The organism is Chiayiivirga flava (assembly GCF_014202825.1).
Classification (GTDB): domain Bacteria; phylum Pseudomonadota; class Gammaproteobacteria; order Xanthomonadales; family Xanthomonadaceae; genus Chiayiivirga; species Chiayiivirga flava.
Genome location: NZ_JACHHP010000003.1, coordinates 412159 through 432284 on the forward strand (window position 1 = coordinate 412159; position 20126 = coordinate 432284).

A 20126-nucleotide genomic window follows, 5' to 3' on the forward strand; every position below is an offset into this window, starting at 1 on the left:
TTGATGCATGGCACTCGAGTTGATGGACGAACACGAACAGGGCGAGAAGGTTCGCGCCTGGCTGCGCCAGAACGGCGGCGCGATCATCGGTGGCGTCGCCATCGGCCTTGCGCTGATCTTCGGCTACCAGTGGTGGGAGCGCAGCAAGGTCGAGCACAAGCTCACCGCGGCGTCCACGTACCAGGCGCTCGCCGATGCGGTCGAGGCCAAGGACGACGCCACGGCCAATACGCTCGCCGCCGAGCTGACCGACAAGTTCGCGGACACGCCGTACGCCGCGCTCGCCGCGATGCGTCTGGCCGGCGCGAGGATGCAGGCGGGCAACGCGGCCGACGCCGCGTCCACGCTCGAGAAGGCGCGTGGCGCTTCCGACGATGCCGCGCTGCAGGCGCTGATGGACCTGCGCCTGGCGCGCATCGAAATCGGCGAAGGCAAGGCCGAGGGCGCACTCAAGCGTCTGGATGGCATCAAGGATGGCGCGTTCCCCGGCCTCGTGGCGGAAGCGCGCGGCGATGCGCTGTTCGCGCTCGGCCGCAGCGACGACGCGAAGACCGCCTACCAGGATGCGCTGACCGCGCTCGACACCGGCGCACCGAACCGCATGCTCGTCGAGATGAAACTCGCCGATCTCGGCGCGGCGCCGACCGCACAGCCGGAGGTCTGACCGATGCGCCGCCCCGTTCTGCTGCGTGCGGCCATCGTGCTGGGACTGCTTGCGCTCATCGCCGCGTGCGGCGGTTCCAAGAAGGAAAACGTCGAGCCGCCGGCCGAACTCACCGAGTTTTCCCCCACCGTCGATGTCTCCGAGGTGTGGAGCCGCAGCATCGGCGACGGCGAGCGCCTGCTCAGCCTGCGCCAGCATCCGGTGGTGAGCGGCGGGCGCGTGTACGCCGCCGACGTGGAGCGGGGCGAGGTGGTCGCGCTCGACGCCGCCAACGGATCGGAACTGTGGAGCGTCGAAACGGAATTGCGCCTGTCCGGTGGCCCGGGCGTCGGCGAAGGCACGCTTGCGGTCGGCTCGCTCAAGGGCGACGTGATCGCGCTCAATCCGGACACCGGCAGCGAGCGCTGGCGCGCGAAGGTGTCCTCCGAAGTGATTTCGACGCCGGCGATCGCCAACGGCGTGGTCGTGGTGCGCTCCAACGATGGACGCGTGTTCGGTTACGCGGCGACTGACGGCGAGCGCCGCTGGGTCTACGACCGCGGCGTGCCGTCGCTGACGTTGCGCGGCAACGGCTCGCCGATGGCGGCCGACGGCGTCGTGTACCTGGGCTACGACAACGGCCAGGTGGTGGCGCTGCGCATCGAGGACGGCGTGCAGCTGTGGGAACAGACCGTCGCCGTCGGCGAAGGCCGCACCGAGCTCGACCGCATGGTCGACATCGACGGCGAGATGATCGTCGATTCGGGCGAGCTGTTCGCGGCCTCGTTCAACGGCCAGGTGCTCGGCATCGCGCTCGACGGCGGACGCCCGCTGTGGAACCGCGAAGTCTCCAGCTATGCCGGCCTCGCGCTCGGCGGCGAGAAGATCCTGCTCAGCGACCGCGACGGGACCGTCTGGGCACTCGATCGCAGCACCGGCTCCGCGCTGTGGAAACAGGAAGCGCTGGCGCACCGCTGGCTCAGCACGCCGGCCATCCACGGCAACTACGCCGTGTTCGGCGACCTGGAAGGCTACCTGCACTGGATCTCGCTGGAGAACGGCGAACTCGCCGCCCGGCAGCGGCTCGACAAGGAACCGATTCGCGCCACGCCGCAGGTCGAAGGCGACATGCTGTATGCGGTGTCGATCGAAGGGCAGCTGGGGGCGTTTCGCATCAACTGACCTGGCGAGGGTGGGTGGCGCGGGTTGATGCGAGCAAGCGCCCCCTTCCGCCTGCCGGCACCTTCCCCCGCTGTGCGGGAGAAGGGTTCTTCGAACAAACTCGGATGTATCCCGATACGCGCCTCGTGTGCCGTTGCATGCAGCTGAGCGATCCTTCTCCCGCACAGCGGGGGAAGGTGCCGGCAGGCGGAAGGGGGCTTTCGAAGCCGCTCCCGCCCATCTCCCCGGCGACGCTGCGCACGCTCCCGCAGCCGCCCACCGCACGCCTGCGCTAGCATGCGCAGCACGCGCACCCGCATTCATCCCGTGCGCGCCACCGCGCTCGCTCATCGCTTTACCGAGGTTCAACCATGCTGCCCCTGGTCGCGCTGGTCGGCCGACCCAACGTCGGCAAATCCACGCTCTTCAATGCACTCACGCGCACCCGGGACGCCCTGGTGCACAACCAGCCCGGCGTCACGCGGGACCGCAACTACGGCGTGTGCCGCCGCATCGACGGCCGGCCGTTCGTGCTGGTCGATACCGGCGGCCTGAGCGGCGAGGAAGACGGCCTCGCCGGCCTCACCGCGCAGCAATCGCAGGCCGCGATCGACGAAGCCGACCTGATCCTGTTCGTCGTCGATGCCAAGGACGGCGCACTGCCGCAGGACGAAAACATCCTCGCCGGCCTGCGCCGCACCGGCAAGCCGGTGCTGCTGCTGCTCAACAAGATCGACGCCAGCGACGAACACGACGCACGCGCCGATTTCGCCCGCTTCGGATTCGCCGACGTGCTGCCGCTGTCGGCGGCGCACCAGCGCGGCGTCGACACGCTGCTCGAGGTGATCGAGCGCGAACTCCCGGCCGCCGATCCCGCCGATAGCGCGCAGGTGCTCGAAGAAAAGGACCGCATGCGCCTTGCCATCGTCGGCAGGCCGAATGTCGGCAAGTCGACCCTGGTCAACCGCCTGCTCGGCGAAGAACGCGTCATCACGTCGGATGTCGCCGGCACCACGCGCGACTCGATCTCCATCGACATGGAGCGCGACGGCCGCAAGTACCGCCTCATCGACACCGCGGGCGTTCGGCGCAAATCGAAGGTCGAGGACGTGGTCGAGAAATTCAGCGTCATCAAGACGCTGCAGGCCATCGACGCGAGCCAGGTGGTGATCGTGCTGCTCGACGCCAGCGAAGGCGTGACCGATCAGGATGCGCACGTGCTCGGCCACGTGCTCGATGCCGGCCGCGCGCTGGTCGTGGGCGTCAACAAGTGGGACGACCTCACGCCCTACCAGCGCGAACAGATGAAGGTGCAGCTCGACCGCCGCCTCGCGTTCGTGACGTTCGCGCCGCAGCTGATGATTTCGGCCAAGCACGGCTCCGGGTTGAAGGAACTGCTCAAGGCGGTGAATGTGGCGTACCGCTCGGCCACGCGCGTGTTCAGCACGTCCGAGCTCACGCGTGCGCTGGAGATCGCGGTGACGTCGCACCAGCCGCCGATCGTGCGCAACGCCGCGGCGAAGCTGCGGTTCGCGCACCCGGGCGGCAGCAATCCGCCCACCATCATCATCCACGGCACGCGCGTCAAATCGCTGCCGGACAGTTACAGGCGTTATCTCGAGAATTTCTTCCGCCAGCGCTTCAAACTCGTCGGCACGCCGCTGCAGCTCGAATTCCGGCAGGGCGAGAATCCGTACGCGGACAAGGTGAACACGCTCACCGAAGCGCAGCAGAAAAAGCGCATGCGTCTGATGCGGCACGTCAAGAAGCAGCAATGAGCGTCCCCGGCATCGCGGTCGGCATCCTCGCGGGCGGCGAGGGTACGCGGTTCGGCGGGGTCGACAAGGGCTGGATCGAGCGCGACGGGCGGGCGCAGATCGAGCATGTGCTGCAGGCGGTGGCCGCGAACAGCGCGGCGCTGGTGGATGCGGGATTCCCGGCGATCGCCCTGGTGATGGTCAGCGCCAACCGCAACCTCGAACGCTATGCCGCGGCGCTCGACGGTGCGGGTGATGCGTCGGCGGTGGTGCCCGATCGCTGGCCCGATTACCCCGGCCCGATGGCCGGCATCGCGAGCCTGCTCTCGCGCCTGGACCGCAGCGAGCGCCTGCTGACCGTGCCGATCGACCATGCCGACCTGCCGCACGATTACGCGCTGCGCATGCTCTCGTCCGGCACCTCGGCCGACGATTTCGTGGTGGCCAGCGACGGCGACGGCGTGCAGCCGATGTTCGCGCTGTATCCGGGCGCCCTGGGCGCGGTCTTCGTCGCCGCCTTCGAGGCCGGGGAACGCTCGGTCAATCGCTGGCAGCGCGTCCACATGCCGCGCCTGTGCCATTTCGCCGGACACCGTTTCGGCAACCTCAACGCGCCGACCGATCTCCCGCCCGCATGAGCCATCTCGCCCGCATCGCCTTCGATGAAGCCGCCGCCATCCTGCGGTGCCTCGGCACCGAGCGACGCCTGCCCGCGACGATGCTGCCGCTGGCGCAGACGCGCGGCATGGTGCTGGCCGGCGCGATCGATGCGCCGATCGACCTGCCGTCGTTCGCCAACTCCGCGATGGACGGCTACGCCTACCGCGCCGCCGACGTGTCGGGCGACGCGCCGCGCGCGCTGCGCGTGGTCGACACCCAGTTCGCCGGCGCCGCGCTGCAGCGCGCGGTGGGCGAGGGCGAATGCATCGCCATCATGACCGGCGGCGTGCTGCCCGAGGGCGCCGACACCGTCGCGATCCGCGAGAACGTCGTGCGCGACGGCGACACCGCACGCATTCCGGGCGGGCTCGCGCGCGGCACGAACGTGCGCGACGCCGGCAGCGATTGCCGCGTCGGCGCGCGCGTGGGAACAGCCGGCACCACCGTCACGCCGGCGCTGATCGGCCTGCTCGCCGCGCTCGGCTTCACCACGATTCCGGTCTACCAGCGCCCGTCGGTCGCGGTGTTCAGCACCGGCGACGAACTCAAGCCGCCCGGCACGCCCCTCGCGCCGGGCGAGATCTACGACAGCAACCGCGCCCTGCTGCAGGCCGCACTCGCCGAGCAGGGCATCGCCACGCTGGCGTGGCCGGCGCTGCCGGACGATCCGGTCCGCATGCTCACCGCACTGCGCGACGCGGCCGAGGCCTACGACGTGGTCATCACCTGCGGCGGCGTGTCGGCCGGCGACAAGGACCTGCTGCCCGGCCTCGTCGCCGAGCACGGCCGCATCCACTTCTGGCGCGTGCGCATGCGGCCCGGCATGCCGGTGCTGTGCGGCGAACTCGGCCGCGCGCTGTACCTCGGCCTGCCCGGCAACCCGGTGTCGGTGCTGGCGAATTTCCACGCGCTGGTCACGCCGCTGCTCGACGCGATGCAAGGCCGCGAGGACGGCGTCGCACCGCTGCACGCCAGGCTCGCCGATCCGCTCAGCAAACGCCACGACCGCCTCGAGTTCCGCCGCGCGCTGCTGTGGTGCGACGCGGACGGCCAGCTGCGCACCCGCGCGCACCCGGCGACGGGCTCGCACCAGCAATCGGGAGCGGCCGAGTCGAATGCGCTGCTGCGCATCGAGGCCGACGCGACCGTTCTGCCGGCCGGTGCGAGCGTGCCGGTGTATCCGTACGCCCCGATCCGTCCCGGCTGACGCCATGCGCGACACCGCAGCCATCGAGCAGCTCACCCCGCGCGACGCTTTCGAGCGCGTGCGCGAGGGCGCGCGCCTCATCGACGTGCGCGAAGACGACGAACGCGCGGCCGGTGTCGCCCAGGGCGCGGACGGCGTTCCGCTCGCGCGCCTGCTCGAACGCCCGCAGGCGTTCGCGCCGCTACCGCACGCGCCGCTGCTGCTCATCTGCGCGAGCGGCGCGCGCTCGCTGCGTGCCGCGCAGGCGCTGGCCGCGAGCGGCTATGCGCGCGTCGCGTCGGTGGCCGGCGGCACGCAGCGCTGGCTCGCCGAGGGGCTGCCGATGGCCTCGCCGGTCGATGCCGATTTCCTCGAACGATACTCGCGCCATCTGCTGCTGCCGCAGGTCGGGTTTGCCGGGCAACGGCGCCTCGAAGCGTCGCGTGTGCTGCTCGTCGGCGCCGGCGGGCTCGGGTCGCCGGTGGCGTTCTACCTCGCCGCCGCCGGCGTCGGCACGCTGCGCATCTCCGACGACGACCACGTCGACCGCAGCAACCTGCAGCGCCAGATCCTGCACACCGAAGCGCGCGTCGGCGTGGCGAAAGTCGCCTCGGCGCAGCGCGCGCTCAACGCGCTGAACCCGCGGGTGCGCATCGAGGCGGTGCCCGACCGCGTGACCTCGGCCAACATCGATGCGTTGCTCGCCGATGCGGACGTCGCGATCGACGGCAGCGACAGCTTTGCCGTGCGTTACCTGCTATCGGATGCCTGCGTGAAGCACGCGAAACCGCTGGTCTACGGCGCGGTGCAGCGCTTCGACGGCCAGGTCAGCGTGTTCGACGCCGGCCGCCGCCGCGGCGCGGCCCCGTGTTACCGCTGCCTGTTTCCGCAGCCGCCGCGGCCCGAGGACGCGCCCAATTGCGCCGAGGCGGGCGTGCTCGGCGTCTTGCCCGGCATCGTCGGCCTGCTGCAGGCGAACGAGGCGATCAAGCTGCTGCTCGGCATCGGCGATTCGCTGGACGGGCGGCTGTTGAGCTTCGATGCGCTGGCGACGACATTCCGCGAAACGCGTCTGCGCGCCGATCCGGATTGCCCGGTCTGCGCACCCGGGCGCGAATTTCCCGGCTACATCGACTACGGCGCGTTCTGCCGCGCCTGATTGCAGGCCGCATCGCTCGATGATCCCGCGCCGGAAGCCCCTTTCCCTCCGGGAGAGGGGTTGGGGTGAGGGTTCGGCAAAGCCTCGAGGCTGGACTGCGCCGCGACATCGGCCAGCATGTGGAACGCTCTCGCACCGGTCTGCCGAAATCCGCAACACCATTTATCGACAGAGTCCGTCCTGCCACGGTTCGCTTCGATCGGACCCTCATCCGGCGCTGCGCGCCACCTTCTCCCGGAGGGAGAAGGGCAAGCGTGCTGCGCTTCGTCGATACGACACAGAAACCCTATCCGTGCGCCTTCTGCGCCGCCTCGAACGCCGCCAGCTGCTCCGGCGTCGCATCCCGCTGATGCTTCGCCTTCCACTGCGCGAACGGCTCGCCGTACACATGCTCCCGCGCCGCCTCCTTGTCGACGGGCGTGCCCGCAGCCTCCGCCGCTTCCTGATACCAGTTCGACAGGCAGTTCCTGCAGAACCCCGCCAGGATCATCAGATCGATGTTCTGCACATCGCTGCGTTCACGCAGGTGCTGCAGCAGGCGGCGGAACGCGGCGGCTTCGAGTTCGGTGGTGTTCGGCGTGGTCATGCTGTCGTCGCATCGGCGATAATTGCCGGTCACTGTAACGAACGGAACCGCTGATGTCCGCCCGGATCCTGGACGGCAAGGCCATCGCCGACGATCTCCTCGATCACCTGCGCGTGCAGGTGCGCGCGCGCGAAGCCGCGGGCCGCGCCGTGCCCGGGCTGGCCGTGGTGCTGGTGGGCGACGACGCCGCGTCCGCGGTGTACGTGCGCAACAAACGTCGCGCGGTCGAGCGCGTCGGCTTCCGCAGCTTCGATCACGACCTGCCCGCGGACACCCCGCAGGCCGACCTGTGTGCGCTGATCGACCGCCTCAACGCCGATCCCACCGTGCACGGCATCCTCGTGCAACTGCCGCTGCCGCCGCACATGGACGCGCAGATGCTGCTCGACCGCATCCATCCGGACAAGGACGTGGACGGCTTCCATCCGGCCAACGTCGGGCGCCTTGCGCTGCGCCAGCTCGGGCTGCGTCCCTGCACGCCGAAGGGGATCATCACGCTGCTGGCGCATACCGATCGGCCCGTGCGCGGCACGCAGGCGGTGGTGGTGGGCGTGTCGAACCATGTCGGTCGGCCGATGGCGCTGGAATTGCTGATCGCCGGTTGCACCACGACGAGCTGCCACAAGTTCACGCCGCGCGAGACGCTGCAGCGGCATGTGGGCGAGGCGGATATCGTCGTGGTGGCCGTGGGTCGGCCGGGTGTGGTGCCGGGCGAGTGGGTGAAACCGGGCGCGGTGGTGATCGATGTCGGCATCAACCGGCTGGCGGACGGCTCGCTGGTGGGCGACATCGGCTTCGATGCGGCGCGTGCGCGGGCCTCGTGGATCACGCCGGTGCCGGGCGGGGTCGGGCCGATGACGGTGGCGACGCTGATGCAGAACACGGTGGAGGCGGCGGCGATCGCGGATTCGCGCTGAAACGCGCCGACTCCACATCTTCCGTCGTCCCGGCGAAAGCCGGGACCCAGTGACGTCCGCGTTCCGTCGGGCGCCGTCGAGGACACGCAGAGCAACGCCACTGGGTCCCGGCTTTCGCCGGGACGACGGGTGAAAGAGTGGCGTCGACGCAAGCTTGAACCACAACATTTTGTGCCCGCGGCCCGCCCGGAACCCGCTATAATGGCGCGCTTCCCTCTCCCCGGAACCGCACCATGCTGCGCATCCAGGCCGAAGCACTGACCTTCGACGACGTCTCCCTGATCCCGGCCCACAGCATCGTGCTGCCGAAAGACGTCTCCCTCGGCACCCGCCTCACGCGCGGCCTCACGCTGAAGATTCCGCTCGCCGCCGCGGCGATGGACACCGTCACCGAAGCCCGTCTCGCCATCGCGATGGCCCAACTCGGCGGCATCGGCATCGTGCACAAGAACCTGCCCATCGACCGCCAGGCGGCCGAGGTGATGCAGGTCAAGAATTTCGAAGCGGGCGTGATCCGCGAGCCGTTCACCGTCGGGCCTGAGGCCACCATCGGCGATGTGCTCAAGCTCACCCGCGCGCGCAACATCTCCGGCGTGCCGGTAGTGGACGGCGGCAAGCTGGTCGGCATCGTCACCAGCCGCGACATGCGCTTCGAGACGCGTCTCGATCATCCCGTGCACCACATCATGACGAAGAAGGATCGCCTCGTGACCGTGGGCGAGGGCGCCAGCGACGACGAAGTGCTGTCGCTGATGCACAAGCACCGCATCGAGAAGGTGCTGGTGGTCAACGACGGCTTCGAGCTGCGCGGCCTGATCACGGTGAAGGACATCCAGAAGGCGCGCGACAATCCCGAGTCCGCCAAGGATTCGGACGAACAGCTGATCGTGGGCGCCGCGGTCGGCACCGCGGGCGATACCGAGCAGCGCGTCGAGGCCCTTGTCGCGGCGGGCGTGGACGTGATCGTGGTCGACACCGCGCACGGTCATTCGCAGGGCGTGATCGACCGCGTCGGCTGGGTCAAGAAACGCTACCCGAACGTGCAGGTGATCGGCGGCAACATCGTCACCGGCGATGCCGCGCTGGCGCTGATGGACGCGGGCGCCGATGCGGTGAAGGTCGGCATCGGCCCGGGCTCGATCTGCACCACGCGCATCGTCACCGGCGTCGGCGTGCCGCAGATCACGGCCGTGGGCATGGTGGCCGAGGCGCTGCAGAATCGTATTCCGCTGATCGCCGACGGCGGCATCCGCTACTCCGGCGACATCGCGAAGGCGCTGGTCGCCGGCGCGAGCACGATCATGATCGGTGGCCTCTTCGCGGGCACCGAGGAAGCGCCCGGCGAGGTCGAGCTGTACCAGGGCCGCAGCTACAAGAGCTACCGCGGCATGGGCTCGCTCGGTGCGATGCAGTCCGGCTCGAAGGATCGTTATTTCCAGGACACGTCGGACGCCGACAAGCTCGTGCCGGAAGGTATCGAAGGCCGCGTGCCGTACCGTGGTTCGCTGCGTGGCATCGTGCACCAGCTGGTCGGCGGCATCCGCGCGGCGATGGGCTATGTCGGTTGCGCCACCATCGACGAGATGCGTACGAAGCCGCAGTTCGTCACCGTGACCAACGCGGGCTCGCGCGAAAGCCATGTGCATGATGTGCAGATCACGAAGGAACCGCCGAATTACCGGATGGGGTGAACCCTGTCAGCAAATAAACCATTACCCCGTCGTCCCGGCGAAAGCCGGGACCCAGCGACGTTCGCTCTTCGCTCGACCGGTCGAAGCAAGGCCAACGTCACTGGGTCCCGGCTTTCGCCGGGACGACGGGATATTGTTATCCAGTTCGTACATTCCACTCGACGCTCGGCACCCCATGACCGACCTGCACACCGACAAGATCCTCATCCTCGACTTCGGCGCGCAGTACACGCAGCTCATCGCGCGCCGTATCCGCGAGATCGGCGTCTACTGCGAAATCTGGGCGTGGGACCACGATCCCGCCGAAGTCGCGGCCTGGGGCGCGAAAGGCATCATCCTCTCCGGCGGCCCCGAGTCCACCATCAAGCCGACCTCGCCACGCGCCCCGCAGCAGGTCTTTGATGCCGGCGTGCCGCTGCTCGGCATCTGCTACGGCATGCAGACGATGGCGATGCAGCTCGGCGGCAAGGTCGAGGGCGAGCACCATCGCGAGTTCGGTTATGCCGAGGTCGAAGTCACCACGCAAAGCGCGCTGCTGGACGAACTGAAGGACCACGCCGGTTCGCCGCCTCGGCTCGACGTGTGGATGAGCCACGGCGACCGCGTCACCGCGCTTCCCGAGGGATTCCATTCGATCGCGCGCACGTCGAGCCTGCCGATCGCGGCCATGGCCGACGAATCCCGCCGCTGGTACGGCGTGCAGTTCCATCCGGAAGTCACGCACACCAAGTCCGGCGAAGCGCTGCTGCGCCGCTTCGTCGTCGACATCTGCGGCTGCGAGACGCTGTGGACCGCCGCCAACATCATCGACGACCAGATCGCGCGCGTGCGCGAGAAGGTCGGCGAGGACGAAGTGCTGCTCGGCCTCTCCGGCGGCGTCGATTCCTCGGTGGTCGCCGCACTGCTGCACAAGGCCATCGGCGACAAGCTCACCTGCGTCTTCGTCGACACCGGCCTGCTGCGCTGGCAGGAAGGCGACCAGGTCATGGCGACGATGGCGCAGAACCTCGGCGTGAAGGTGATCCGCATCGACGCCGCGGATCGCTACTTCGATGCACTCGCCGGCATCGACGAACCCGAAGCCAAGCGCAAGATCATCGGCCGCCTCTTCGTCGAGATCTTCGAGGAAGAAGCCGGCAAGCTCAGCAACGTGAAGTGGCTGGCGCAGGGCACGATCTACCCGGACGTGATCGAGTCGGCCGGCAGCAAGACCGGCAAGGCGCACGTCATCAAGAGCCACCACAACGTCGGCGGCCTGCCGGCGCACATGCGGCTGGGCCTCGTGGAACCGCTGCGCGAACTGTTCAAGGACGAGGTGCGTCGTCTCGGCGTGGAACTCGGCCTGCCGCGCGAGATGGTCTACCGCCATCCGTTCCCGGGCCCGGGCCTCGGCGTGCGCATCCTCGGCGAAGTGAAGCGCGAATTCGCCGAGCTGCTGGCGCAGGCCGACCACATCTTCATCGACGAATTGCGCCAGAGCGGGTGGTACGACAAGACCAGCCAGGCCTTCGCCGTGTTCCTGCCGGTGAAGTCGGTGGGCGTCGTCGGCGACGCACGTGCCTACGAGTGGGTGATCGCGCTGCGCTGCGTCGAGACCATCGACTTCATGACCGCGCACTGGGCGCACCTGCCGTACGACCTGCTCGGCCGCGTGTCGAACCGCATCATCAACGAACTGCGCGGCGTGTCGCGCGTGGTCTACGACATCAGCGGCAAGCCGCCGGCGACCATCGAGTGGGAATGAGCGCGCCGCGCGTGCCCGGCAGGCGACACGGGTCCCTGCACGGGTGATCGTCCGCTGCGACCCGCACCGTGCGGCCGCCGCCGAAAGGCCGGTCGCGCAACGAAAAAGGCCGCGCGATGCGCGGCCTTTTCGCGGCACGAAACCGGCGCGGGCGGCTTACGCCAGACCCGCCTGCTTCATCACCTCGGCGGCGTAGTCCTCGACGACCTTCTCGATGCCTTCGCCGACCGCGAGGCGCGAGAACGACACCACCTCGGCGCCGGCGGACTTGAGCACGGCCTCGACGGTCTTGTCGGTGTCGAGCGCGTACGGCTGGCCGTAGAGCGTGACGTCGTTGACGATCTTCGCCATCTTGCCGCTGATGATCTTCTCGAGGATGTCGGCGGGCTTGGCGCGATCCTTGTCGGTCATCTTGGCGAGCTCGATTTCCTTTTCCTTGGCGAGGAAGTCGGCCGGCACGTCGGACGCCTTGTTGTGCGGCGGGTTCATCGCCGCCACGTGCATCGCGATGCCCTTGGCAAGGTCCGGCGTGCCGCCCTTGAGGTTCACCAGCACGCCGATGCGGCCACCGTGGATGTAGGCGCCCACGTTGTCGCCCGACACGCGCGCCACGCGGCGCACCTGCACGTTTTCGCCGACCTTCGCGACCAGCGCCTGGCGCGCTTCGTCGACGGTGCCGTTGCCGAGCGGGGCGGCCTTCAGCGCCTCGGCGTCGGTGGCGCCGCTCTTGAGCGCGGCCTGCGCGACGGCATCGGCAAAGCCGAGGAAGTTCTCGTCCTTGGCGACGAAATCGGTTTCGGAGTTGACTTCCACCAGCACGGCATTGCCGCCGTCCTGCGCCGTCACGATGCGGCCTTCGGCGGCCACGCGGTCGGACTTCTTGTCGGCTTTCGCGAGACCGGTCTTGCGCAGGTGTTCCATTGCGCCGTCGATGTCGCCGTTGAGTTCGGTGAGTGCCTTCTTGCACTCCATCATGCCGGCGCCGGAGCGCTCGCGCAGTTCCTTGACCAGGGCGGCGGTGATTTCCATGGTGTCCTCGATCCTTGCATGCTGCGGCCACGCGCGATGGCGCAGGGCGGGCAGCGGGGTGAACGGAAGTCGTATCAATGCGGCGCCGGGCCGGGAATTCAACCGGTCGGCGTTGCGGTGGCGGTGGAGCTGCGCCGCGGACGTGGGACCGCGGCGCGTTTCGCGGTCGCCGCGCGATGATCGCGCGGCGATGCGAACGTGGTGTTACTCGGCGGCGGGTGCGTCGGCTGCCGGTGCGTCGGCAGCGGCGGCGGGCGCATCGGCCGGCTTCGCCACCGGGCCGGTGCGGCGCTGGTTGGGGTGCGACGGCGCCTTCTTCGCCGGCGCGCCACGGCCGCCCGGGCCACGGTCGTTGCGATCGTTGCGGCCGCGGTCGTTGCGGTTGCCGCGGTCGTCGCGACGCTCGCTGCGCTCGGGCTTGGCGATCGGGTTGCCGTCGGCGTCGAGCTCGACGAACTCGTCGTTGCCGCGCGCCATGATCGGCGCGGCGGCCTTGCCCTCGAGCACGGCGTCGGCCGCGGCGCGGGTGTAGAGCTGCACGGCGCGGATGGCGTCGTCGTTGCCCGGGATCGCGTAGTCGACCAGCGACGGGTCGTAGTTGGTGTCGACCACGGCCACCACCGGGATGCCGAGCTTCTTGGCTTCCTGCACGGCGATGTTTTCGTGGCCGATGTCGATCACGAACAGCGCGTCCGGCAGGCCGTTCATGTTCTTGATGCCGCCGAGCGACTTCTCGAGCTTCTCGCGCTCGCGCTGCAGCTTGAGCACTTCGTGCTTGACGAGCTTGGCGAACGAGCCGTCGGTCTCGCCGGCTTCCAGTTCCTTCAGGCGCGCGATCGACTGCTTGACCGTGCGGAAGTTGGTCAGCATGCCGCCGAGCCAGCGCGAGTTGACGTACGGCATGCCGCAGCGCACGGCTTCTTCGCCGACCGATTCGCGCGCCGAGCGCTTGGTGCCGACGAACAGGATGGTGCCGCGCTTCTGCGCCAGGCCCGAGATGAAGTTCATCGCGTCGCCGAACAGCGGCACGGTCTTCTCGAGGTTGATGATGTGGATCTTACCGCGCGCGCCGAAGATGTACTGGCCCATCTTCGGGTTCCAGTAGCGGGTCTGGTGGCCGAAGTGGACGCCGGCTTCGAGCATCTGGCGCATGGTGATCTGGGGCATGGTGGAACCTCGCGAATGGGGAGCGCCGCCGCGCGCTGGCGGTCGGGATGCTCCGGGGTTGGGCCTCCACGTGGCGTCCGCTGCCGAACCCTGCGTGTGGCCAGGGCACCCCGGAGCGGGCTGATCGCCGCGTGTGTGGATTCGCCGATGACGTGCGGCGTGGACGGTGGCCCGGTGCAGGCAGGGCGACACAGCCGCGCATTGTAGGCCAGCGGCGGTTCCGGGGCAAGCCGCCGGGGGGCTTGGGTTTCCCCCTCGCGTCGTCCCGGCGAACGCCGTGAACCTGCGACGTCCGCCGGGTCTGCGGACGATCCGGCTTCGGCAGTTCCCGGAAGGCCGGAGCAACGTCACGAGGTCCCGGCGTCCGCCGGGACGACGGAATGGGAGGACGGTGCATTTTCTTTATTGCGCACGTCTGCGCGATAATCGGGCCATGCCAATCATCATCAAATCCGCCGCCGACATCGAGAAGATGCGCGTCGCAGGCCGCCTCGCGGCCGAAGTCCTGCAGGTCGTCGCGCCGCACGTGAAGCCCGGGGTCACCACCGCCGAGCTCGACCGCATCTGCCACGACCACATCGTCAACGTGCAGCAGGGGATTCCCGCCAATGTGGGCTACGGCGGCGGCCACGGCCGCATTCCGTTCCCGGCCACGATCTGCACCTCGGTCAACAACGTCATCTGCCACGGCATCCCGAGCGAAACCAAGGTGCTGAAGGACGGCGACATCGTCAACATCGACGTCACCGTGATCAAGGACGGCTGGCACGGCGACACCAGCCGCATGTATATCGTCGGCAAGGCCAGCACGCTGGCGCAGCGCCTGGTCGACGTCACGCGCGAGGCGATGTGGCGCGGCATCCGCGAAGTGAAGCCCGGCGCCACGCTCGGCGACGTCGGACACGCCATCCAGCGCTACGCGGAGTCCGAGCGCTTCAGCGTGGTGCGCGAGTACTGCGGCCACGGCATCGGACAGGTGTATCACGAGGAGCCGCAGGTGCTGCATTACGGCAATCCGCGCAGCGGCGTGCGGCTGGAGGCGGGCATGGTGTTCACCGTGGAGCCGATGATCAACGCCGGCGCGCGCCACACCCGGTTGCTGCCCGACGGCTGGACCGTGGTCACCAAGGATCGCTCGCTGTCGGCCCAGTGGGAGCACACCGTCGCCGTCACCGACGACGGCTTCGAGGTACTCACGCGCGTGCCCGGGGACGACAACGGGTGAACGCGCCGGGGTCGCCCCTGCTGCCGGATGCGGCGCCGGGCGACGCCAGCGCGTGGCGTCGCGCCACGCGGCAGTCGCTGGAGGACAACCAGCGCGAACTCGCCGCGGCCTTCGACCGCGGCGATGACATCGACGATCTGCTCGCGCGACGCGCGCTGGCCGTCGACCGTGTCGTGGTCGGGGCCTGGAACCAGACCTTCGCCGCCGCGCCGGGCCTGGCGCTGATCGCGACCGGCGGCTATGGCCGCGGCGAGCTGTTCCCGCGCTCGGACGTCGACCTTCTGCTGCTGGCCGAAGACGATGTGCAGGATGCGCAGAAGGCCGGCATCGAGGCCTACTTCGCGCTGCTGTGGGACGTGGGCCTTGCGCCCGGCCACGCGGTGCGCAGCGTCGCGCAGTGCGTGACCGCCGCGCGCGAGGACGTGACCGTCGCCACCGCGCTGCTGGAGGCGCGCCCGCTGGCCGGCGACACCGGCGCGCAGACGCAGCTGCTGGCCGCGATGCGCCTGCCGGACCTGTGGCCGCCGGCCGCCTTCCTGGCCGCCAAGCGCGACGAATGGTCGGCGCGCCACGCACGCTACAACGACACCGCCTACAACCTCGAACCCAATCTCAAGGAAGGCCCTGGCGGGCTGCGCGACCTGCACACGCTCGCGTGGCTGGCCAAGCGCATCTTCGGCATCACGCGGCTCGACGAACTCGTCGCGCTCGGCGCGCTCGGGCCGGACGAATACGACATCCTCGACACGCGCCGCCGCGCGCTGTCGCGCCTGCGCTACGGTCTGCATCTGGTGGCCGATCGGCGCGAGGAACGCCTGTTGTTCGACTACCAGAAGGCGCTCGCCGCACGCGTCGGGCTTACCGACGAACACCGCGACAACCTTGCCGTCGAGCAGCTGATGCAGGGTTTCTTCCGCAGCGCGGCGCTGGTGCAGCGCCTCGGCGAGCGCCTGCTGCAGCGCTTCGACGAAAGCCTGCGCGAGTCGCAGGACGTCGCCCCGATCGACGACGATTTCGTCCGCATCGATCACAGTCTTGCACTGCGCGACACCGACCTCCTGCACCGCCGCCCGCTGACCATCCTGCAGCTGTTCCGCACCTGGCAGCAGAACCCGGCGCTGCGCAGCCTGCACTCGGCCACGGCGCGTGCGCTCGGCGAATCGCTCTCGCGCATCGACGAAGTGTTCCGTGCCGACCCCCGCGTGCGCGCCGCCTTCATGACCCTGCTGCGCGATCCGCAGGCCGTGCCCACGCTCGAGCGCATGTCGCGTCTGGGCGTGCTCGGACGCTACCTGCCTGCATTCGGGCGCGTGGCCGGGCGCATGCAGTACGACCTGTTCCACGTCTACACCGTCGACGAACACACGCTGGCGGTGCTGCGCAACGTGGCGAGTTTCGCGCGGCCCGATTCGGCCGAACGCTTCACGCTCGGGCACGAGCTGTGGCGCGAGCTGCGCAAGCCGGAGCTGTTGATGCTGGCCGGGCTGTTCCACGACATCGCCAAGGGCCGCGGCGGCGACCATTCCGTGCTCGGCGCGATGGACGCGCGCGATTTCTGCGAAGCGCACGGCCTGTCGGCCGGCGACACCGATCTCGTCGTCTGGCTGGTGCGCCAGCACCTCACCATGTCGATCACCGCGCAGCGCAAGGACATTTCCGATCCGGAGGTCGTCACCCAGTTCGCCGGCCTCGTGGCCGAGCGCGAGCGCCTGGATTACCTCTACCTGCTCACCGTGGCGGACATCGCCGGCACCAGCCCCAAGCTGTGGAACGCGTGGCGCGATCGGCTGATGGCCGATCTGTACACCGCCACGCGCTTCGTGCTGCGGCGGGGCCTGGAGCACAAGCTGCACGCGGACGAACGCATCAGCGAAACCCGTGCCGCGGCGCGCGAGCGGCTGCAGGATCTGGGCATCGACGATGCGGTGATCGATCGCGTCTGGCAGGAGTTTCCCGACGACAGTTTCCTGCGGTATCGCGCCGAGCAGCTCGCCTGGCAGACGCGCGGCATCGCGCAGACCGGCAGCGCCGGCCTGCCGCTGGTGCTGGCGCGTCCCCACCAGCGGCCCGGTGCGCTGGAGGTGTTCGTCTATTCGCCCGATCGCGACGGCCTGTTCGCCACGGTGGCGGCCACGCTCGACCGGCTCGGGCTGTCGATCGTCGATGCACGCGTCGTCAATTCGCTCGCGGGCATGAGCCTGGACACGTTCCAGGTGCTCGACGCGGGCACCGAGTTCGTCGCGCCCGAACGCCGTGCGGCCACCATTTCGCAGACGCTGCGCGAGGCGCTGCGCCAGCCCGCGCTGCGCGCGGTCCCGGCGAAACGCGCAATGCCGCGCCAGCTCCGGCATTTCCGCGTGCCGACGCAGATCGAGTTCACGCCCGCGGGCGAACGCACCGAACTCACCCTCGTCTGCAGCGACCGTCCCGGCCTGCTCGCGCAGGCGGCGGCGGTGCTGCGCGAGCACGGCCTGCGGGTGCACGACGCGCGCATCGCCACCTTCGGCGAGCGGGTGGAGGATTTTTTCCAGCTCACCGACGAGGCCGACCGGCCGCTGTCGCCGGCCCTGTGCGAACGCGTGTCCGCCGCGCTGCGGACCGTGCTCGACGCGCAGTAGCGGTCGCGCCGTCGGCGCCGGGGCGGCTTTTCGGCGTCAGGAAAGTGCAGGCAAACCCCGCGCGGGCACGCGCCGCGCGACCAGCTAAACTCCGCGGCTCGAACACCTCACGCGAGCCCCGCATGCCCCGCACCAGGAAGCCCCAGCACGAACTGCAGCCGACGATCGAAGACGCCTGGGAGCGCCGCGCCGCGCTGACGCTGGCCGAGATCGACGGCAGCACGCGGCCGGAGGTCGAGCGCGTGATGGATGCGCTGGAAACCGGCGAGATCCGCATCGCGGAACCGGTGCGCGGCGGCTGGGCGGTCAACGAGTGGGTCAAGAAAGCGGTGCTGCTGTATTTCCGCGTCAACGAAATGCAGCTGATCGAATCCTACCCGGCGCCGTTCTGGGACAAGGTGCCGGCGCGTTTCGCCGATTTCGACGACATCGCCTTCCGCGAACTCGGCGCCCGCATCGTGCCCGGCGCCGTCGTGCGGCGCGGGAGCTACCTCGGCCGCGACGTGGTGCTGATGCCGAGTTTCGTCAACATCGGCGCCTTCATCGGTGCCGGGACGATGGTCGACACCTGGGCCACCGTGGGATCCTGCGCGCAGATCGGCGCGCGTTGCCATATCTCCGGCGGCGCGGGGATCGGCGGCGTGCTCGAACCGCTGCAGGCCGCCCCGACCATCATCGAGGACGACTGCTTCATCGGCGCGCGCTCGGAAGTGGTGGAGGGCGTCATCGTCGAGCAGGGCAGCGTCATCGGCATGGGCGTGTTCCTCGGCCAGTCCACGCGCATCTACGATCGCGCCACCGGCGAGATCAGCTACGGACGCGTGCCGGCAGGCAGCGTGGTGGTGTCCGGTTCGCTGCCGGCGGCCGACGGCACGCATTCGCTGTATTGCGCGGTGATCGTGAAGAAGGTCGATGCGAAGACGCGGTCCAAGACCTCGATCAACGAACTGCTGCGCGGCTGAGACCATGAGCGAGCCCACACGCGTTTACGGCCTGGACAACTGCGACACCTGCCGCAAGGCGCGCAACTGGCTGCAGCGTTTCGAGGTGCCGCACGTCTTCACCGACTACCGCAGCGAACGCACCGCGCCGGATACGCTCCGTGCCTGGGCCGACCGGCTCGGCGGCTGGGACGCGCTGATCAACCGCGCCTCGACCACGTGGCGCACCCTGCCGCCCAATCGCAAGACACCGGCGAGCGCGCCGGAATGGCTGTTGCTGCTGAAGGAGTATCCGCAGCTGGTGAAGCGGCCGGTGGTGGTGACGCCCGACGGCGTGGTGTCCGTCGGCTTCAGCGACACTCTGTTCAAGAAGCGGTTTGCAGCAGCGAGCAGGAGCGCATGATTCATTCGCTGCTCTCGTCGACCGTGACCCGGGGATGACGGAGGACTGCATCATGTCCAACGTCCTCGATCTGACTTGCGAGCTGATCCGCCGCCGTTCCGTCACGCCCGACGACGCCGGATGCCAGGCCCTGATCGCCGATCGCCTGCGTGCCGCCGGTTTCGGCATCGAACAGCTTCCGTTCGGCGACGTGCGCAATCTGTGGGCCACGCATGGCTCGGGCGGTGCGCCGGTGCTGATGCTGCTCGGCCACACCGACGTGGTGCCGGCCGGCCCGCGCGAGGACTGGCAGACCGACCCGTTCGAACCGGTGGTACGCGACGGCGTGCTCTACGGACGCGGCGCGGCGGACATGAAAGGAAGCGTGGCGGCGATGGTCTGCGCGCTCGAAGCCTTCGTCGCCGCGTATCCGGACCACGACGGCACCGTCGCGCTGCTGCTGACCTCGGACGAGGAGGGAGAGGCGATCCACGGCGTGCGCAGCGTGGCCGAGTGCTTCCGCGCCACGGCGCAGCGCGTGGACTATTGCCTGGTCGGCGAGCCGTCCTCGTCGCGCACCGTCGGCGACACGGTGAAGGTGGGCCGGCGCGGCTCGCTGTCCGGCGCGCTCACGGTGCACGGCGTGCAGGGTCATGTCGCGTATCCGGACAAGGCCGACAATCCGATCCACCGCTTCGCCCCGGCCTTGCTGGAGCTTTCGCAGCGGCAGTGGGATGCGGGCAGCGCGGATTTTCCGCCGACGCGCTTCCAGGTCTCGAACATCGCGGCCGGCACCGGGGCCAACAACGTGATTCCGGGCGCGCTGGAGGTGCAGTTCAACCTGCGCTTCTCGACTGCGTGGACCTCGGCGGCGCTGCGGGCCGAGATCGAGTCCGTGCTGCAGCGGCACGGACTGCGCTTCGACCTGCGCTGGCACGTCTCCGGCGAACCGTTCCTGACCGCGCCCGGCGCGCTGCGCGACGCGGTGCGGGACGAACTGCTGGACAGGCTCGGCCAGGCGCCGGAGGAAAGCACCGTCGGCGGCACGTCGGACGGGCGGTTCATCGCGCCGCTTGGCGCCGAGGTGGTGGAGCTGGGGCCGGTCAACGCGAGCATCCACAAGGTGGACGAATGCGTCCGCGTCGATGCGCTGGACGTGCTGGCGGACTGCTACGCGGGCATCGCCCGGCGGCTGCTGGTGACGGCCGAGGCCGTCGCGCCCGGGTCCGAACCTTCGTCCCCCACATGAAAAAAGCCGCG

General features: G+C 69.4%; 17 protein-coding genes. 14 read left to right on the forward strand and 3 right to left on the reverse strand.

From position 1 onward, the window contains the following. Positions 1-7: 7 nt before the first annotated feature. From HNQ52_RS10275 to moeB, 6 genes are all read left to right on the forward strand, one after another. A complete protein-coding gene (locus HNQ52_RS10275; RefSeq protein WP_183961046.1) occupies positions 8-664 on the forward strand; it encodes a YfgM family protein in 657 nt (218 codons plus the stop codon). A gap of 3 nt (positions 665-667) precedes the next feature. Then, positions 668-1825 (forward strand): outer membrane protein assembly factor BamB, encoded by a 1158-nt coding sequence (bamB, locus tag HNQ52_RS10280; RefSeq protein ID WP_183961047.1) that lies wholly within the window; start codon positions 668-670, stop codon positions 1823-1825. 350 nt (positions 1826-2175) lie between these two features. After that, the gene (der, locus tag HNQ52_RS10285) at positions 2176-3582 is read left to right on the forward strand and encodes a ribosome biogenesis GTPase Der (protein ID WP_183961048.1); all 1407 of its coding nucleotides are present in this window, start codon (positions 2176-2178) and stop codon (positions 3580-3582) included. Then, positions 3579-4199 carry an NTP transferase domain-containing protein gene (locus HNQ52_RS10290; RefSeq protein ID WP_183961049.1) on the forward strand — a complete coding sequence of 207 codons (621 nt, stop codon included), beginning with the start codon at positions 3579-3581 and terminating at the stop codon, positions 4197-4199. The genes der and HNQ52_RS10290 overlap by 4 nt, the downstream gene beginning before the upstream one ends. Further along, positions 4196-5428: a molybdopterin molybdotransferase MoeA gene (locus HNQ52_RS10295; protein WP_183961050.1), complete on the forward strand. Its 1233-nt coding sequence runs from the start codon at positions 4196-4198 to the stop codon at positions 5426-5428. Before HNQ52_RS10290 ends, HNQ52_RS10295 begins: the two co-directional genes overlap by 4 nt. Positions 5429-5432: 4 nt before the next feature. Beyond that, on the forward strand, positions 5433-6566 hold the full coding sequence (gene moeB, locus HNQ52_RS10300; protein ID WP_183961051.1) for a molybdopterin-synthase adenylyltransferase MoeB: 1134 nt from the start codon (positions 5433-5435) through the stop codon (positions 6564-6566). A 286-nt stretch (positions 6567-6852) separates the two neighbouring features. Here the strand turns inward: moeB and HNQ52_RS10305 are convergent, their stop codons facing one another. After that, a complete protein-coding gene (locus HNQ52_RS10305) occupies positions 6853-7152 on the reverse strand; it encodes a DUF1244 domain-containing protein (protein WP_183961052.1) in 300 nt (99 codons plus the stop codon). A 53-nt stretch (positions 7153-7205) separates the two neighbouring features. Between HNQ52_RS10305 and folD the strand changes: the two genes are divergently transcribed. From folD to guaA, 3 genes are all read left to right on the forward strand, one after another. After that, positions 7206-8069, forward strand: coding sequence for a bifunctional methylenetetrahydrofolate dehydrogenase/methenyltetrahydrofolate cyclohydrolase FolD (folD, locus tag HNQ52_RS10310; RefSeq protein ID WP_183961053.1), 864 nt, complete (start codon positions 7206-7208; stop codon positions 8067-8069). 233 nt (positions 8070-8302) lie between these two features. Further along, positions 8303-9760: an IMP dehydrogenase gene (gene guaB, locus HNQ52_RS10315; protein WP_183961054.1), complete on the forward strand. Its 1458-nt coding sequence runs from the start codon at positions 8303-8305 to the stop codon at positions 9758-9760. A gap of 175 nt (positions 9761-9935) precedes the next feature. Then, on the forward strand, positions 9936-11504 hold the full coding sequence (gene guaA / locus HNQ52_RS10320; RefSeq protein WP_183961055.1) for a glutamine-hydrolyzing GMP synthase: 1569 nt from the start codon (positions 9936-9938) through the stop codon (positions 11502-11504). 156 nt (positions 11505-11660) lie between these two features. Here guaA and tsf read toward each other — a convergent pair whose 3' ends face one another. Both tsf and rpsB read right to left on the reverse strand, forming a co-directional pair. Then, the gene (tsf, locus tag HNQ52_RS10325) at positions 11661-12533 is read right to left on the reverse strand and encodes a translation elongation factor Ts (protein WP_183961056.1); all 873 of its coding nucleotides are present in this window, start codon (positions 12531-12533) and stop codon (positions 11661-11663) included. A gap of 204 nt (positions 12534-12737) precedes the next feature. Continuing rightward, a complete protein-coding gene (gene rpsB, locus HNQ52_RS10330) occupies positions 12738-13700 on the reverse strand; it encodes a 30S ribosomal protein S2 (protein WP_183961057.1) in 963 nt (320 codons plus the stop codon). A 433-nt stretch (positions 13701-14133) separates the two neighbouring features. Between rpsB and map the strand changes: the two genes are divergently transcribed. From map to dapE, 5 genes are read left to right on the forward strand one after another with little or no spacing between them, the layout of a single operon-like run. Further along, positions 14134-14925, forward strand: coding sequence for a type I methionyl aminopeptidase (gene map / locus HNQ52_RS10335; protein WP_183961058.1), 792 nt, complete (start codon positions 14134-14136; stop codon positions 14923-14925). Beyond that, positions 14922-17543, forward strand: a complete 2622-nt coding sequence (glnD, locus tag HNQ52_RS17180) for a [protein-PII] uridylyltransferase (protein WP_343059309.1) — start codon at positions 14922-14924, stop codon at positions 17541-17543. The genes map and glnD overlap by 4 nt, the downstream gene beginning before the upstream one ends. Next, on the forward strand, positions 17495-18505 hold the full coding sequence (dapD, locus tag HNQ52_RS17185) for a 2,3,4,5-tetrahydropyridine-2,6-dicarboxylate N-succinyltransferase (RefSeq protein WP_343059310.1): 1011 nt from the start codon (positions 17495-17497) through the stop codon (positions 18503-18505). The genes glnD and dapD overlap by 49 nt, the downstream gene beginning before the upstream one ends. Positions 18506-18509: 4 nt before the next feature. Further along, positions 18510-18887: a Spx/MgsR family RNA polymerase-binding regulatory protein gene (locus HNQ52_RS10345; RefSeq protein WP_183961059.1), complete on the forward strand. Its 378-nt coding sequence runs from the start codon at positions 18510-18512 to the stop codon at positions 18885-18887. 52 nt (positions 18888-18939) lie between these two features. Then, positions 18940-20115, forward strand: a complete 1176-nt coding sequence (dapE, locus tag HNQ52_RS10350) for a succinyl-diaminopimelate desuccinylase (protein ID WP_183961060.1) — start codon at positions 18940-18942, stop codon at positions 20113-20115. The last annotated feature ends 11 nt before the right edge of the window (positions 20116-20126 follow it).

Excerpts from the sequence above, each read along its gene's own strand:
- HNQ52_RS10275 (WP_183961046.1), top strand. The coding sequence starts at position 8 with ATGGCACTCGAGTTGATGGACGAACACGAACAGGGCGAGAAGGTTCGC.
- bamB (WP_183961047.1), top strand. The coding sequence starts at position 668 with ATGCGCCGCCCCGTTCTGCTGCGTGCGGCCATCGTGCTGGGACTGCTT.
- der (WP_183961048.1), top strand. The coding sequence starts at position 2,176 with ATGCTGCCCCTGGTCGCGCTGGTCGGCCGACCCAACGTCGGCAAATCC.
- HNQ52_RS10290 (WP_183961049.1), top strand. The coding sequence starts at position 3,579 with ATGAGCGTCCCCGGCATCGCGGTCGGCATCCTCGCGGGCGGCGAGGGT.
- HNQ52_RS10295 (WP_183961050.1), top strand. The coding sequence starts at position 4,196 with ATGAGCCATCTCGCCCGCATCGCCTTCGATGAAGCCGCCGCCATCCTG.
- moeB (WP_183961051.1), top strand. The coding sequence starts at position 5,433 with ATGCGCGACACCGCAGCCATCGAGCAGCTCACCCCGCGCGACGCTTTC.
- HNQ52_RS10305 (WP_183961052.1), bottom strand. The coding sequence starts at position 7,152 with ATGACCACGCCGAACACCACCGAACTCGAAGCCGCCGCGTTCCGCCGC.
- folD (WP_183961053.1), top strand. The coding sequence starts at position 7,206 with ATGTCCGCCCGGATCCTGGACGGCAAGGCCATCGCCGACGATCTCCTC.
- guaB (WP_183961054.1), top strand. The coding sequence starts at position 8,303 with ATGCTGCGCATCCAGGCCGAAGCACTGACCTTCGACGACGTCTCCCTG.
- guaA (WP_183961055.1), top strand. The coding sequence starts at position 9,936 with ATGACCGACCTGCACACCGACAAGATCCTCATCCTCGACTTCGGCGCG.
- tsf (WP_183961056.1), bottom strand. The coding sequence starts at position 12,533 with ATGGAAATCACCGCCGCCCTGGTCAAGGAACTGCGCGAGCGCTCCGGC.
- rpsB (WP_183961057.1), bottom strand. The coding sequence starts at position 13,700 with ATGCCCCAGATCACCATGCGCCAGATGCTCGAAGCCGGCGTCCACTTC.
- map (WP_183961058.1), top strand. The coding sequence starts at position 14,134 with ATGCCAATCATCATCAAATCCGCCGCCGACATCGAGAAGATGCGCGTC.
- HNQ52_RS10345 (WP_183961059.1), top strand. The coding sequence starts at position 18,510 with ATGAGCGAGCCCACACGCGTTTACGGCCTGGACAACTGCGACACCTGC.
- dapE (WP_183961060.1), top strand. The coding sequence starts at position 18,940 with ATGTCCAACGTCCTCGATCTGACTTGCGAGCTGATCCGCCGCCGTTCC.